This window comes from Pedobacter sp. GQ55 (genome assembly GCF_059758925.1).
In genome coordinates this window covers 75,212-92,216 of the sequence record NZ_JCAXEI010000011.1, presented here as the reverse complement: position 1 = coordinate 92,216, position 17,005 = coordinate 75,212, and the positions used below count along the sequence as shown (strand labels likewise).

Annotated in this window: 9 protein-coding genes; all 9 read left to right on the top strand. The window is 41.1% G+C overall.

Annotated elements, in window-relative coordinates; all coding sequences use genetic code 11:
- Positions 1-54: 54 nt before the first annotated feature.
- Genes AC6CH7_RS22405 through AC6CH7_RS22365 form a run of 9 tightly spaced genes read left to right on the top strand, consistent with a single transcriptional unit; the run spans position 55 to position 16,939 of the window.
- A complete protein-coding gene (locus AC6CH7_RS22405) occupies positions 55-3,207 on the top strand; it encodes a SusC/RagA family TonB-linked outer membrane protein (RefSeq protein WP_498264820.1) in 3,153 nt (1,050 codons plus the stop codon).
- An 11-nt stretch (positions 3,208-3,218) separates the two neighbouring features.
- Positions 3,219-4,766, top strand: coding sequence for a RagB/SusD family nutrient uptake outer membrane protein (locus AC6CH7_RS22400; RefSeq protein ID WP_498264819.1), 1,548 nt, complete (start codon positions 3,219-3,221; stop codon positions 4,764-4,766).
- Between the two features lie 11 nt (positions 4,767-4,777).
- Positions 4,778-5,470 carry a hypothetical protein gene (locus AC6CH7_RS22395; RefSeq protein WP_498264818.1) on the top strand — a complete coding sequence of 231 codons (693 nt, stop codon included), beginning with the start codon at positions 4,778-4,780 and terminating at the stop codon, positions 5,468-5,470.
- Positions 5,471-5,511: 41 nt separating this feature from the next.
- Complete coding sequence (locus AC6CH7_RS22390) at positions 5,512-7,971, top strand: glycoside hydrolase family 2 TIM barrel-domain containing protein (RefSeq protein WP_498264817.1); 2,460 nt, start codon at positions 5,512-5,514, stop codon at positions 7,969-7,971.
- Positions 7,972-7,980: 9 nt separating this feature from the next.
- Positions 7,981-10,533 carry a glycoside hydrolase family 95 protein gene (locus AC6CH7_RS22385; protein ID WP_498264816.1) on the top strand — a complete coding sequence of 851 codons (2,553 nt, stop codon included), beginning with the start codon at positions 7,981-7,983 and terminating at the stop codon, positions 10,531-10,533.
- A gap of 10 nt (positions 10,534-10,543) precedes the next feature.
- Entirely contained in the window at positions 10,544-12,691 is a 2,148-nt protein-coding gene (locus AC6CH7_RS22380; protein ID WP_498264815.1) for a glycoside hydrolase family 31 protein, read from the top strand.
- Positions 12,692-12,696: 5 nt separating this feature from the next.
- Entirely contained in the window at positions 12,697-13,860 is a 1,164-nt protein-coding gene (locus AC6CH7_RS22375) for an alginate lyase family protein (RefSeq protein ID WP_498264814.1), read from the top strand.
- A complete protein-coding gene (locus tag AC6CH7_RS22370) occupies positions 13,848-15,728 on the top strand; it encodes an alpha-L-fucosidase (protein WP_498264813.1) in 1,881 nt (626 codons plus the stop codon). The genes AC6CH7_RS22375 and AC6CH7_RS22370 overlap by 13 nt, the downstream gene beginning before the upstream one ends.
- 23 nt (positions 15,729-15,751) lie before the next feature.
- The gene (locus tag AC6CH7_RS22365; RefSeq protein ID WP_498264812.1) at positions 15,752-16,939 is read left to right on the top strand and encodes a glycoside hydrolase family 88 protein; all 1,188 of its coding nucleotides are present in this window, start codon (positions 15,752-15,754) and stop codon (positions 16,937-16,939) included.
- Positions 16,940-17,005 lie beyond the last annotated feature (66 nt).

Sequence of the window (17,005 nt, the reverse complement as noted above, 5' to 3'; positions counted from 1 at the left end):
CAAACTACGGGTCTGAGCAATCCGTGAATTAACCAACCAAATATTTTAAACGCTATGAAGAAAAATGATACTCAAACAGTTTCATGTTATGGCTATTCTGTATGTAAATTATTCAGTTTCCTATCCTTAAGGATGGTGATAATCGGGTTTTTACTTACCGGTTCAGCAGCCTTTGGGCAAACCATTAATATTACTGGAACAGTAAAGGATAGTGGAGGGGGAGCCATACCCGGTGTAGGCATTAAAGTAAAAAATGCCAAAGTATCCACACAGACTGATGCAAATGGCAAATACAGCATTACAGTTCCTAATGCCAATGCAACACTTGTGTTTTCTTATATAGGCCTTGTTTCGCAGGAAGCAGTTGTGGGCAGTAAAAAGGTAATTGATATTACCCTGAAAGAAGATGAATCTGCATTGGACGAAGTTGTCGTAACCGGATATGGTGAAAAAGTTAAAAAACGTGACCTTACCGGTTCAATATCATCTGTAACGGCAAAAGACATTGCAGAGCGCCAGCCGCTTACTTTATTTGATGCATTACAGGGACAAGCCTCCGGGGTATTGGTTACCAATGATAATGGTGATCCGGCCGGACAGGGAACCATCCAGATCCGTGGGGCTTCTTCAATAAATGCATCGGGTACCGGTCCTTTGTATGTAATCGATGGAATCATTAGTGAAAACGGGAATTATATAAACCCATCAGACATTGAATCATTTGAAATCCTTAAGGATGTGGCATCTGCAGCCATTTATGGCGCAAGAGGTGCAAACGGTGTGATCATCATAACCACTAAAAGAGGTAAGGAAGGTAAGCCGCTTATTGGCGTTCAGTATACTTATAACAGAGGTGAACTGGCAAATAAAATAAGAACGATCTCTGCTGATGAACTTAGGTTTTACAGAATGATTAGAGGTGGTGGTGCCGGAATTGGCGGAAATGTGGATTCTATTAACCCTTATCTGAATGCCGATAATGATTATCAGGAATTGTTATTCAGAACATCAGAGAAACACACTGTTAACCTGAGTTTAAGTGGAGGTTCAAAAGGAATAACTTATTACGGAGGCTTAAACTATGTAGACAATCAGGCCATCGCATTAAACAGCTGGGTTAAAAGAATACAGTCGAAATTAAACGTAGAATATGCCATATCAGATAAGCTCACAATCAGCAACAACCTTGCTTTTGCTTATCAGACGGGAAATATCCTGAACATTCAGAATACAGCAAGACAGATCTTTGAACGTAATCCATGGACAAGTCTTTACCGGCCTGATGGAACGCTTGCAGGTTTTACAGAATCAAAAAGAAATCCGGTAGCCTTTGCCTTGTTAGACAAGAATATCGACAACGACTATCTGGCCCAGTTTAATACCCAGGCCAAGTATAAGATTTATAAAGATTTGAGCATTACTACGATGTTTAATGCCCAACTAGATAACCAAAACAGTCGAAATGTAACTCCGGCTATTATAAACAATGCTGCATTTTCTACAGGAACAGGATCAACAGAAAGAAAGGTTTATTGGGAAAGTCAGACCTATATGAACTATAACAAAACCTTTGGGAAAGATCATACAGTAACAGGTGTAGCTGGTTTTACTGCCGATAGAAGACGCAGGGATGAGTACAGAATCAGGGTAGAGGAGTTGTTAAGCGACGATATCTTTACCTCGAATGTGGGGATAATTGACCCAACAAATACCGGAACATTTGCTACTGCAAATTCAAACGTATCCTTGCTGGCAAGGGGTTCATACAGCTACAAAGGACGATATATTGTTCAGGGAACTGTCCGCAGAGATGGATCTTCGAGATTTGGAGTAAACAACAAGTGGGGGAATTTCATATCTATGTCGGCCGCATGGCGATTCTCTGATGAGAAATTTATGGATTGGAGCAAAAGCTTTCTTGATGATGCAAAGTTAAGATATAGCTATGGCTCAGCAGGAAATGACGCTATTGGCGATTACCAATCGTATACTACTATAAACTTTGGTGACAACTATTATAATGGATTAAGCGGCGCAGCAGAGAATGTGGTTTTAGGGAACTCACTTATCCAATGGGAAACGGCTACATCTGCCAATTACGGGATAGACCTTACCATGATCAAGGGAAGATTGACTTTTACAGCAGAGTATTATAATAAAACCACTAAAGATTTGCTTTACCAAAGCGAGTTGGCCAAAGAGACAGGAAAAACTCAGGTAGCCGTAAATTTAGGTACCATTGAAAATACCGGGTTAGAGTTTACTGTTGTGGGTACGCCAATTAAAACAGAGAAATTTGGCTGGGATGTAAATGCAAACATCACTTTTCCAAAAGCAAGAGTAAAGAAATTGGCCGATGGCACAGCATTTTTATCGGGCAATAAATGGCTGATACAGGAAGGTGGTAAAATTGGTGACTTCTTTATTTTTAAAAACCTTGGCGTTTACCAATACGATGTATCAAATGCCTATACGCCAGAGGGTAAGAGGCTTACTCCTATAAACGTAGTGGTTAGTGAAGATGGAAATACAGTAACTAGTTTTGGGGGATATACATTAGATGGGCAACCATACACCGGGACCGTTAAAAGCAAATACTATAACAATGTAAAACTGCAGGGTGGTGATACTGAATGGCTTGATGCTAATAATGATGGAAATATTGATGATAATGATAAGATCATTGCCGGAAATGGCTTGCCGACTTATTATTTTGGACTAAGCAATACCTTTAGATACAAAAGATTTTCATTGAGCTTTTTATTTAATGGTCAGTTTGGCAATAAAATCTATAACAGAGTTGCTGCTGATCAGAACAGATTTAACTCTACTTATTCTCCACCTACATCGGATGCTGCATTAACCTCATGGTATAGACAAGGCGATGTAACTAAATATCCAATGGCATCACGCAAGGATACAAGAGGAAACATGCGTTATGAACAAAACAGCCTTTATCTGGAAGATGGTGCGTTTATCAGGTTAAGCAGTGCCAGATTGGCTTTTACGCTTGATCCTAAAATAGCAGCAAAGGCTAAAATGAAATCGGCAACAGTTTATGTTTTTGGACAGAACCTCTTAACCTGGACCAATTACAGTCTGTTTGATCCGGAGTTCAGCACCTCAAATCAATTACAACCGGGTAATGATTCTGGTCGCTACCCTAAAATAAGAGAATTTGGTTTGGGCGTTAACCTTACATTTTAAAATCAGAAATCATGAAGAAAATATTATATATAATCGCAGTTTTTAGTGCTGTTCTTTTCTTAGGTAGTTGCAAAAAATTCCTTACCGAACAGCCGTTAACGCAAGTACTTACTAAGAATTATTTTAAGTCGTTAAAAGATGTAAATGCTGCTATGGCTGGTGTTTACGGATCTTTTCAGCAGGTAATGACAGGTACAGGGGCAAATTTTAGTGGTAAGTACCATTATTGGGGAGAGGCCCGCTCAGATAACTTTGATTTGCACCCTGGTTATAACAACATCACCATGCAGGAGCTTTCATTAAACAACCTTACCTCGGGAAATGCACAATCTTCGTGGGCCGAGTTGTACAGAACTATTGGAAGAGCAAATACCGCAATTAAATACATCCCTCAAGCGGCTTCTTTGGATAATCAGATTACCCCGGCGATAAGGGATAAGAATTTAGCAGAATGTTATGCAATGAGAGCAATGTGCTATTTCTACATCATCAGACTTTGGGGCGATGCGCCAATATGGACTGAACCGTATGACGATTTCCGTGATGAAGATGAAAGGCCAAGGGAATCTAAAGATAAGATCATGAAAGAAATCATTCTCGCTGATCTGGAAAAGGCATATTCGTTAACACAGAAACTTCAAACGCCTAATGTATGGTTAATTGGAGAAGCAGGTATAGCTGCAATTGCAGCAGATGCTTACATGTGGAACGCGGGTGCAAATAACCAGCCTCAGGATTATGAGAATGCAAAAATTTGGATCAAGAGGGTTTTTGCGGCTAAAGCACCTTCGGGCAAGGTATATGGTGGTAACGAGATCACTGATCTTGAGAGCCAGGCAGATTGGAAGCCGAAATTGTTTCTTGATCCTACAGGTTCTAAAGAGGCGATCTGGAGCATTTACTGGGATAATTTAAACAACGGTTGTGCCTGTATTCCGGTGTCAATTGGAGAGTCTAACACTACCATCCGACTGGATTCTGTAATTCATAACGATTGGAAGTTGAATAAAGCTGATACCAGGGTAACCAAAACACTTGATACTTTGAAAACGCTGGCCCATTTCGACAGGTTGCTTAAATACTATGATGTTCCTGGCTCTGGTTTCCCAGGAGGTGGTAAGCCTGCCAAAGAGTACAATGTTTACCTGGTGATGTACCGTTTAGGTGATGTTTATCTTTCTTATGCTGAAGCGCTAAATAAAACCGGCGACCGTGTCGGAGCCCTAAAATACCTGAATTTTATTAGGGTGCGTGCAGGTCTGGCCGCGCTAGCTGCTGATGATCCTTCGGTTGCAAATGAAACTGCGATGGAAGATACCATCCTTCAGGAAAGGAGATATGAACTTTTTGGAGAAGGTAAAAGATGGTTTGACCTGGTTCGTACAAACCATGTGAACAAAATAATGGATCCTGTAATTAACCGAAGACTAACCAGGCTGCAAGGCGGAGTACCTGCTACCGGTGGTTTCGGGCCGCTAAAAGAAAAACTGTTGTGGCCGATAAACCGCTTTGTTCTGGAAGATAACAGAGAATTAGTTCAAAATCCAACTTACAATTAATGATCAGGAAAATGAAGAATTTATTTAGAAATATATTAACGGTAGCCACTATTGCTGCTTTAATTTCCGGATGTTCTCTTGCGGGTCTGGACTTGCAGGAAAATTACGATAGGGTTCCCCATACTGTAGACCCAAAGATTTATAAAAGCACATGGCAGTACCTTAAGGACAGATCCAGAGGGACTAATAGCGAGGCAAGGATATTTGAAAGGATGATGGAAGCTATTGAGTATTCTGAAATAGATACAAACGAATACAAAAAACCTAACCGAACATTTATACTACTAAATAACGGAGCTGTTACTGGTGCAAACTTTTGGGGTACTTATAAAATAAATGGTAAGGTTGCCACAAAATGGGACGATTATCCAAAAGAGTTTGTTAAAAATTACCTTTTGTACCTTATAGTTGAGGGGCAGCATGATCATTTTACCATTCCGGCACTCCAAACAATAGAAGGTAATACACTGACACCTAAAGGTTACTGGAATCAGTTACCAACTGGTATTACTTCAACCAGCGTTTTTGTGCCCAACCCTAATTCAGTTATGACGATTAAAGTACTTAATTCATCGCCATCCAATACCTCAGATTATCCAATTGTATTGAATGAGGTGTTAAATGTTAGAACCAGTAGTATACAAGCTACAAATGGTTCCGTACATGTAATTGGGGGAGTATTAACCACAAGTATTCCTGAATAGTCCTTAGAAACCGATTATACCTATAAATTATATTGATAAAAGTGAAAAAATACAGACTGATACTTTTTTTAGGATTGCTGATTTGCAACCAATACTTATTTGCACAACAAAAACAACGTTTAACCGGAAACTGGGAATATTTAAAAGGCGATTTGGGAGGCGTTTGGGAGGCAGTAAGGCCTGTTAAGGAAGGCAATCCGGAAAGTGTTCCATTTTGGCAAAAGGTTACACTGCCACATTGCTTTAATGCTACTGATGCGGTAGATCCTGATGTGAATTACTATCAGGGGCCAGGCTGGTATCGTACGCAGTTAACCATTGTGAACCCGTACCAAAACGGGAGAACCCTGCTTCACTTTGAGGGGGCCGGACAAAAAACACAGATTTACATTTACAACAAAAAGATAGGTGAACATGTTGGTGGTTACGATGAATTCACTATTGATATAACTGACCAGGTGGAGGCATTCAAAAAAAATGAAGTCTTTCAAAAGGAATTTAAAGGCAGAATTCCTGTAGAAATACGCTGCGACAATTCAAGGGATCTGGAAATGATCCCTTCCAGTCTATCCGATTTTAATGTATATGGTGGTTTGTATCGCTATGTAAATTTGGTTTATACCCCACAGGTATCTATAGATAAAGTATTTGCCAATGCAAGTGTTGATGCAAAAGGTAGCTCAGGTAAGTTAGCTGTAGCGGCCAGGTTGTTAAATCCGGACGGGATTGATACGATTTCTGTAAAGATTGATCTTAAAGATCCGCAGGGTAATGTAATATCTAGCTGGAAAAATGAGATCAAGGCTTTTACAGGCGATAAGAAGCTTTGGGATACCGTGGTTAAAAACCCAAAGCTCTGGTCTACCGATCAACCCAATCTTTACACCGTTGAAACTACAGTGAGCACTAAGAACCAAACAAGTGTTCATCAGGAAAAGATCGGCTTCAGAAATTTCGAGTTCGTAAAAAAAGGGCCCTTTATGCTCAACGGCAAAAGATTGCTGTTAAGAGGAACACACAGGCACGAGGATCACGCTGGAGTAGCACAGGCAATGACCGCGGACATGATAAAGCAGGAAATGGTGATGATGAAAGATATGGGTGTAAACTTTATCCGCCTGGGGCATTATCAGCAATCAAGAATGGTACTTAATCTATGCGACAGCTTAGGAATATTGGTATGGGAGGAAATTCCATGGTGCCGCGGTGGTTTGGGTGGCGATACTTATAAAGATCAGGCACGCAGAATGTTGACCAATATGATTGAGCAGCATTACAATCATGCCTCAGTAATTATCTGGGGGCTTGGCAATGAAAATGACTGGCCAGGCGATTTTACTGAATTTGATAAAGACAAGATCAGAGCTTTTATGAAAGAGTTAAACGACCTTTCGCATAAGCTGGATCCATCAAGGAAAACGGCCATCAGGCGATGCGATTTCTGTAAAGATATTGTAGATGTTTATTCGCCTTCTATATGGGCAGGCTGGTACCGTGGTATTTATACTGAGTATAAGGAAGCCTCTAAAAAGGAATTTGAAAGTGTGGATCGGTTTCTGCATGTTGAATGGGGTGGCGATAGTCATGCCGGCCGTCATTCTGAGAGTCCGGACAAAGCGTTAAGTTTAGTTAAAACAGGCGTAGGGGCAGATGAAAGAGAAGGCGATGCTTCATTATATGGAGGAAGTGCAAGGGTATCTAAGGATGGCGATTGGAGTGAAAGCTATATTGTGAACCTGATAGACTGGCATTTAAAAGAGCAGGAATCTATGCCTTGGTTAACTGGTACGGCGTACTGGCCATTTAAAGATTTTTCGACACCAATTCGTCCGGATAATCCGGTTCCTTATGTAAATCAAAAAGGGGTTGTAGAGAGAGACTTTACCAAAAAGGAATCTTACTATGTTTTTCAGGCGTATTGGACAAAAACGCCGATGGTACATATCTATGGACATTCATGGCCGGTAAGATGGGGAGATGCAGGAGAGGAAAAAATGGTTAAAGTATATTCTAATTGCGATGAAGCCGAGCTTTTTGTGAATGGTAAGAGCGCGGGCAAGAAAAAACGAAACATTAAAAGTTTCCCTGCGCTGGGTTTAAGGTGGATGGTGAAATTAAACGAGGGAACCAATAACTTTAAAGTAGTGGCTACTAAAGATGGTAAGACTATAACAGATGAAATCAGTCAGCAATACCAAACTGCAAAATGGACTAAACCGGCTAAAATGGTATTAGAAAAAGTTTCAGAAAAAGAAGGAGTTGCAACAATTCAGGTAAAATTGACTGATGATAAAGGTATATTGTGTCTGGATGCAGCAAATTACATCGCATTTGGCTTAACGGGAGATGGAAGTCTGGTAGACGATCAGGGAACTTCCAGCGGATCAAGAAAAGTGCAGCTAAGTAATGGGCATGCAATTATTAGTGTAAAACTAAATGGCGGAAAAAGCATAGCCAGTGTTAAGGCCACTGGAATACCTTCTGCATTTATAGAACTTTAAATGAGTACGATGAAATTAAAGCAGGCTTTATTATCAGGCGCTATCCTAATAGGTATTGGTGCAGAGGCACAAACAAATAACCTTAAACTGTGGTACAATAAACCGGCAAAGGCCTGGGAAGAGGCATTGCCTTTGGGCAATGGTAAAACCGGCGCAATGGTTTACGGTCGTGTAAACCGTGAGCGGATTCAGTTAAACGACAATACACTTTGGTCTGGTTTTCCAGATGATGGTAACAATGCTAACGGTCCGCAGGTTTTGCCTCAGGTTCGTAAAGCAATTTTTGAAGGCGATTACAATCAGGCTGCCGCACTTTGGAAAAAGATGCAGGGCCCATATTCTGCAAGGTACCTGCCATTAGGTGAGCTTTATATTCTGGATAACCGCAGGGATAGTGTAACCACATCATACCAAAGAGAACTGGATATCAATACCGCCATTTCTGTTGTGAACTATACCATAGAGGGGGTAACTTACAAAAGAGAAGTTTTTACCAGCTATCCGGATAAAGCATTGCTGGTTAGGATAACCTCCAACAAGCCGGGTGCTTTAAATTTTAAAGCCGGATTGGCAAGTAAGCTGCGGTTTAATGTTAGTGGCTCAGATCAGAACGCGCTTATTCTTACAGGTAAGGCACCAAAATATGTAGCAAACAGAGATTATGATCCGAAACAAATAGAATACGATGAGCGATCGGGAGAGGGAATGAACTTTGAGATTCGTATTAAAGTAAAAAATGAAGGAGGTACTGTAAAAATCAATAACCAGCAGGTAGAGGTAGCCAATGCAAATGCGGTAACGATATACTTATCAGAGGCCACCAGTTTTAACGGCTTTGATAAATCTCCTGGTTTAAACGGTAAGAATCCTTCCGTTGAAGCTAAAGCAAATTTGGACAAGGTTTACGCAAAAGCATATCATGATTTAAAAGCTAAGCATGTCGCAGATTATCAGCAGCTGTTTAAGAGAGTTGGGTTTCAGCTAAAAGCCAACCCTGCGGCAGAACAGCAACCCACAGATGAGCGTTTGCTGCAATATGCAAAGAACAAAAACGATCAGGGATTGCAAACACTGTATTATCAGTTTGGCAGGTATTTAATGATAGCAGCATCCAGACCAGGTTCACGACCTTCCAATTTACAGGGAATCTGGAATGATATGGTACAACCACCATGGGGCAGTAATTATACCACAAACATCAATACGGAGATGAATTACTGGCTCGCAGAAAACACAAACCTTTCTGAATGCCATGAACCGTTGTTTAATTTTATGAAGGAGCTGGCGGTAAATGGCGCTAAAACAGCCAAGGTAAATTATAATATAAACAAGGGCTGGGTGGTACACCACAACTCTGATCTTTGGGCTAAGAGCTCCCCGCCAGGCGGTTACGATTCAGACCCTAAGGGGATGCCAAGATGGTCTGCATGGCCAATGAGTGGAGCCTGGTTTAGCACTCATTTATATGAGCATTACCAGTTTACCGGCGATAAATTTTTCTTAAAAAACACGGCTTATCCATTAATGAAAGGAGCTGCCGAGTTTATGCTGCAATGGCTCATTAAAGACCCTAGCAGCAATTATTTAATCACAAACCCATCTACCTCTCCAGAAAATACAGTTAAAATTAAAGGTAAAGAATATCAGCTCTCTATGGCCTCAACCATGGATATGTCTATTCTGCGACAACTTTTTACCGATATTATTGCCTCCTCGGAAGCCTTAAATGAAGATGCAGATTTTAGAACAGAGCTGATCGCTGCACGCGAGAAGCTATATCCATTTCATATTGGTCAATATGGTCAGTTACAGGAATGGTTTCAGGATTGGGATGATCCAAAAGATACCCACCGTCACATCTCCCATTTATTCAGTCTATACCCCGGAAATCAGATCTCTGTATTTGAAACACCTGAACTGGCGAGCGCCGCAAAACAGTCTATGATATACAGAGGTGATGTAAGTACAGGATGGTCTATGGCCTGGAAAATAAACTGGTGGGCCAGGCTACAAGATGGTAATCATGCTTATAAGATACTGGAAGATGCTTTTGCCTATATCGACCCTACAAAAGAAAAGGAACAGATGAGCGGAGGTGGAACTTATCCAAATCTATTCGATGCACATCCTCCATTTCAGATTGATGGAAACTTTGGTGCAACGGCAGGCATGACCGAAATGCTTTTGCAAAGTCAGGATGGGGTGTTAAGCTTATTGCCAGCCTTACCAGATGCCTGGAAAGAGGGGAGCATAAAAGGAATTAAAGCCAGGGGCAATTTTGTGGTAAACCTGGACTGGAAGAACGGAAGGCTTGCACAGGCATTTATAAAATCGGAAATTGGTGGTAACTGCAGGCTAAGAACCCTGCAAAAAGTAAAGGTGGTGGAGGCAGATGCAAGGCCTGTAAACGGATCAAACCCAAATCTACTTACACAATTACCGTACAAACCGCAATATAAAAACAATGCTAAATCTGCTTTGCAATCCGTTCCGGTACAGCAAGGCTATGTAGTAGATTTTAAAACAGAAAAAGGAAAAACCTATAAAATAACTACCCTATAAAATTGCCTTCATGAACAAAGTGTTTAAATACCCAATATATCTGTTGCTCTTACTTTTAACTACTGATTTAGCCGCACAGGATATTAAATGGGAAATAGTGGCTCCAGGTGTATGGAAAGGTAGTGTTGGGAAACCAGAAGCTTATAATCTGTTAACCGCTTCTGGTGCTACACCATCCGCCGATGGACTAAAAAATATGGGTGATGCGCCATTCCCATTTGAAAAAAGTGAAATCACCGGAAAACTATCAGATGGTAAAACCTATCTGCGTTTTCCATTAGATAAAAAAGAGCAGCTGTATGGCTTTGGGTTAAACTTCCAAACGGTACACCAGCGCGGAAAAATCCTTGAACTCCATGTAGATCATTATGGAGGTAAAGACAACGGGCGCACCCATGCACCAACGCCATTTTACGTTTCATCTAATGGATATGGCGTTTTTGTAAATTCAGCACGTTATTTAAAAATATTTGCAGGGTCCTCTGTTAAAAGAGATGGAGCCAATGTGCCGGAAGCCAAAGACCGTAATACCGATAAAAGCTGGTCGGCCCGCCCTTATTCTGATGGTGTAGAGATACTTGTTCCTGCAGAAGGTGTAGAGTTTTATGTTTTTGCAGGCCCAAAACCATTAGATGCCGTTCGCAGGTATAACCTGCTTAATGGAGGTGGAGTGTTGCCTCCGCGTTGGGGTTTAGGCTTTACACAGCGTGTTAAAACCTTGTTTACTTCTAAGGATGTAGAAGACGAAGCTAAAGCATTTCATGATAAAGGTTTCCCGTTAGATTTTATCGGACTGGAGCCTGGATGGCAAAGCAGAGCTTATCCATGCACATTTGAGTGGGATACCAAGCGCTATCCAGAACCTGCTGCTTTTGTAAAAGAGATGCTTGGCAAGGGCATCAGACTCAACCTGTGGACTAACCCTTATGTATCGCCGGAAGCATCGATTTATAAGAAAATTAAGCCCTACACTGCCGATCATACGGTTTGGGTAGGTGCAGTTCCTGATCTAACCATGCCCGAGGCACGCGATATTTTCTTCGGACAGCTTAAAAAGAGCCAGGTAGATATTGGCATAAGCGGATATAAATTTGATGAGGTAGATGGCTATGACCATTATTTATGGCCCGATGTGACGATATTCCCATCGGGTAAAAGTGCAGAGCAATTGCGCCAAACTTATGGCCTGCTTGTTCAGCGTTACAGCGCTGCCTTATATCATGAGCGTAACCAGCGTACTTACGGATTGGTAAGGGCTTCTAACGGTGGAGGTAGTTCATTACCTTACGTAATTTACAACGACTACTATAACCATGAAGATTTTATTACCGCCTTAATAAACAGCAGTTTTGCAGGGGTGTTGTGGACTCCTGAAGCGAGGGCATCTAAAACCGGAGAGGAATGGTTGCGCCGTATGCAGTCGGTAGTTTTCTCGCCAATGGCGATGATCAATGCGTGGTCTAGCGGTACAAAACCCTGGTCGTACCCGGAAGTAGAACAGCAAGTGAAAGACATGGCAATTTTGCGTATGCAAATGATGCCTTACTGGTACAGCGAATTTGCGAAATACCACTTTCAGGGTATCCCTCCCTTTAGGGCAATGAACCTGGAGGAAGGCTATCAATCTGATGTTAAAAAAGAAGTAAAAAGCACCAATCTTGAAGATAATCCTTATGTAGAAGCAGTGAATAAAGAAGTTAAAGATCAGTACATGGCGGGCGAATATCTGTTAGTTGCTCCTATGTTTACCGGAAAGCAAACGCGCACAGTAATACTTCCTAAAGGCAAATGGTTCGATTTCTATACCGGTAAATATGCGGGTGATGGAGAGGTGATCACTGTGACACCAGGACTGGATAAAATACCTGTTTACGTAAAAGATGGTGGTATTATCCCAATGGGGCCTGCCTTACTGCATGCACCTAAGCCTAATGAAAAAGTAAATCTAGAAATCAGGTATTATGGTAGCAAGCCTGCAAAATATCAGCTTTATGATGATGACGGCGAGACCTTTAACTATGAAAAAGGAGCCTATAGCTTTAGAGAGATTAACATCTCTAAAACAGCAGGAGGTAAACTGAAAACAAGTATATCTAAAGCTGAAAATGGAAAGCCAAATACAATCGATAAGGTTACATTTAAAGCAATGACCAATTAACAGTGATGATTAGAAGATACATATTTACTTTTTTTCTGGCCATCGTAGTAATGATGGCACAGCAATCCTGCTCTTCCATAAAAAAGGCGCCTGTTAATGCGTTAAAAAAGCAGGTGATGGAGCAGGCAAACTGGGCTATGCAGCAGGAACCAGTTACTGTTACAGCCGAAACTTCTTCAAGAAGTGCGGGCGGTAAGCACGACTTCTATTCGGAGGGCGACTACTGGTGGCCTGATCCTAAAGATGCAAATGCGCCTTATATTCAGAAAGATGGGATGACCAATCCGGATAATTTTGTTGCCCATAGGTTGGCGATGATCAGGTTTAGTAAAATCATTGGAGCACTTGCATCTGCTTATAAAATATCAGGAGATGAGAAATATGTAAAGCAGGCAATGGTTCATTTAGAAGCCTGGTTTATAAATTCTGCTACTTTAATGAATGCAAACCTGCAATATGCACAGGCAATTAAAGGCAGGTTTACGGGCAGAGGAATAGGAATTATAGATACCATACAGCTATTAGAGGTGGCACAGGGAATTATTGTGATGCAACAGGCATTAGATCCAAAGGTTTTGTCTGGAGCCAGAAAATGGTTTACAGAATACCTTGGCTGGTTAATGAGCCATCCTTATGGCAAAGCAGAAATGAATGCCCAGAACAATCATGGAACCTGCTTTACCATGCAGATCGCATCCTTTGCTAAACTAACCGGAGATGAAAAATTGCTTAACTTTTGCAGAGAAAGGTATAAAACGGTGTTGTTGCCAGATCAAATGGGAGTAGATGGAAGCTTTCCAAGAGAGCTGTCGAGAACAAAACCTTATGGTTATTCCATTTTTAATTTAGATGCCATGACTACGCTTTGCCAGATACTTTCTACTAAAACTGATAATTTATGGGAGTATGAGACGGCCGATGGCAAATCTATTGAGCAGGGGATTAGTTATCTTTATCCTTATCTGGCTGATAAAAGTAAGTGGACTTTAAAACCTGATGTAATGTATTGGGGAAACTGGCCCGTTGCACAACCAGCTTTGATATTTGGGGCGCAGGCATTTCATAAAACAGAATGGTTAAACACCTGGTTAAAGCTGGAGCATGACCCAAAAGTAGAAGAAGTAATCAGAAACCTACCCGTAAGAAACCCTTTGATATGGCTAAACTAAACTATAAAAACATTTCTTTATTTCTCTTATTTCTGCTACTGTGCAGCACCGCACAGAGTCAGGTTTCGGGAGATGAAGATGTAAATATGTTTAATCAGGCGCTGCAAAGAGATCAGAAAGCCATAGATGCGGCAATGGCAGGATGGTGGCGCAAATCTATGAAAACGCACGATCAACGTATCGCATGGTGGCGCGAGGCCCGCTTTGGAATGTTCATCCATTGGGGGCTTTACTCAAACCCTGCCGGAGAGTGGAAAGGTAAAAAGGTAAACGGGTATTCGGAACATTTAATGCGGAAGGAAAAGATTACAAGGGCTGCATATCTTGATCTGGCTCATGAATTTAACCCTTTAAAATTCAATGCAGAAGAATGGATTTTGAAAGCAAAGAATGCTGGTATGGGGTATTTTATCATTACCGCTAAACATCATGATGGATTTGCAATGTACGATAGTAAAGTATCCAATTTCAACATCGTGCAGCAATCCCCTTTTAAGAGAGATCCTATGGCAGAACTGGCAGCAGCAGCGAAAAAGCACAACATGAAGTTTGGATTTTACTATTCTCATGCTTTTGACTGGGAACATCCCGATGCACCTGGAAACGATTGGGAATACCAAAATCCCGGAGGGGATAAACTATTGGGGGGTGCAAACTGGTTCGATGGTCACCCGGAATGGCTTCCTAAAGCTGTGAAATATGTAAATCAAAAGGCCATTCCTCAAATAAAAGAGTTAATTAACAAGTATCACCCTGATATACTTTGGTTTGATACCCCACATAAGCTACCGCTTTCAGAAAACCTGAGGATATTGGAAGCTATCCGTGAAACAGACCCAAATATCGTTGTCAACGGCAGACTTGCCAGAAGTAACTACGGCAGCTTTGGTGATTACCTAAACACTGGCGACAGGCCGGCTGAATTGCGCACGGTAGAGGGCGACTCAGAAGCAATTCCTACAACTAATGAGTCGTATGGTTATTCAAAACACGATAACAGTCATAAATCACCCAAATTCTTTATACAACTTCTGGCAAACAGCGCTTCAAGGGGTGGTAACCTTTTAATGAATATCGGTCCAAAAGGCGATGGTAGTTTTGATGAAAAGGACACCAGAATACTGGATGAAATAGGAGCCTGGATGAAAACCAATTCAGCCAGTATTATAGGTACAAAACGTTCGGTCTTGCCTATCCCGGCATGGGGTGTGATAACCCAAAAGGCCAACCTGCTTTATCTGCATGTTTTTAACTGGCCGGCAGATGGTAACCTGCTTGTTGGTGGCTTAAAGAGCACTGTAACGAGTGCTTATCTTTTAGCAGATAATTCAAAAAAGAAATTGACAACCAAACGCTTAACACCCGAGGATGCCACAGTTACTTTACCTCAAAAAACACCAGGTGTTACTGATGCTGTTATTGTACTGGAAGTAAAGGGCAATATACTTGCCGATACGGTAAGGCGCTTAGCTAATAACACTACCAACAGACTGCTTGCTTTTGATGCCCGGCTGCATGGTAAGAAATTTACTTTTGGCGATGGAAAAACAGACCGATACTATGTAGATGGATGGAAACTAAAGGATCAATACTTATCGTGGACATTAAAATCACTTCAAGCAGCAAAATATAAAGTAGTGGTCAAATATATTGCAGGCTCAATTTCGGGAGCTGCTTATGAAATCCAATTGGGAAGCGCTAAAATTAACGCATCAGTAGTTCCTCCGGCAGATGGAATGGTAACTACCCAGGAGACAGGCGTTATTTCGACACCTGCAGGTATACAACTGCTTACCATTAAACCAACACAAATTAAAGGAGCTGAACTAATGAAACTGTTAGAAGTGCAGCTAATTCCTATTCCATAAAACCTATAAAGCATTAACCAAATATGAATAAATATCTTTCTACAGCACTTATATTATCTGTTTTTCAATTATCATCCTTTGCGCAAAAGATCAATGTAAAAAAGGCATTTGAGCAGGTATCACAACAAACAGCGCTGATGCTTAAAGAGGTGGATCAGGCAAAGGCGGCTTCCGGTAAATCAGAATTGGTTTCGCCAAGAACTTTAGACCACGGTAATTTAAAACTGGTAGCCTCCAAAGACTGGACAAGTGGCTTTTTTCCGGGAGAGTTGTGGTTTTTATACGAATACACCGGTAAAGAAAACTGGCTAATACAGGCAAAGAAATTCTCTGCAGACATAGAAAAGGAAAAGCTAAATGGCGTAACTCATGATATGGGTTTTAAAGTATACTGCAGTATTGGAACGGGTTACAGGCTTACCAAAGACCCACACTATAAAGAAGTGATCATCGAATCTGCCCAAACATTGAGCAAAAGATTTAACCCTAAAACAGGAGTAATCCGATCATGGGATCACAGTACTGATAAGTGGGTAAATCCGGTAATAATAGACAATATGATGAATTTGGAATTGCTTTTTGAAGCAACTAAGCTTACAGGCGATTCATCGTTCTATAAAATTGCGGTAAGCCATGCCAATACTACTATGAAAAATCATTTCCGTGCAGATTATAGTTCTTATCACGTAATCGATTATGACCCAAATACCGGGGCAGTTTTAAAAAAGAATACACATCAGGGTTTTAGTCATGAATCAGCTTGGGCAAGGGGGCAGGCATGGGCGCTTTATGGTTATACTATGTGTTATCGCTATACCAAAGATCCCGCATATTTAAATCAGGCCGAGCATGTTGCAGCCTTTATTCTTAATCACAAAAACATGCCAAAAGACCTGGTGCCTTATTGGGATTTTGATGCGCCTGGTATTCCTAATGAGCCTCGAGATGCATCTGCTGCAGCAGTAATTGCGTCTGGTCTTTATCAATTAACCGAATACAGCAGCAACAAGGACCTGTATAAAAGTAAGGCCGACCTGATGCTGCAGAGTTTAAGCACAAAGTATATTTCACCGAAAGGAAAGAATAAGGGTTTTATTTTATTGCATAGCACAGGTTCAAAGCCATCAAACAGTGAAGTTGATGTGCCGATTTCCTATGCAGATTATTATTATCTGGAAGCACTTTTAAGATATAAGGCATTAAATAACTAGGCCAATTAGGCTGAGTGATAAGCCAAAAACAAAGAGCATTAACCAGTTATTACTGTCTAATTTAGG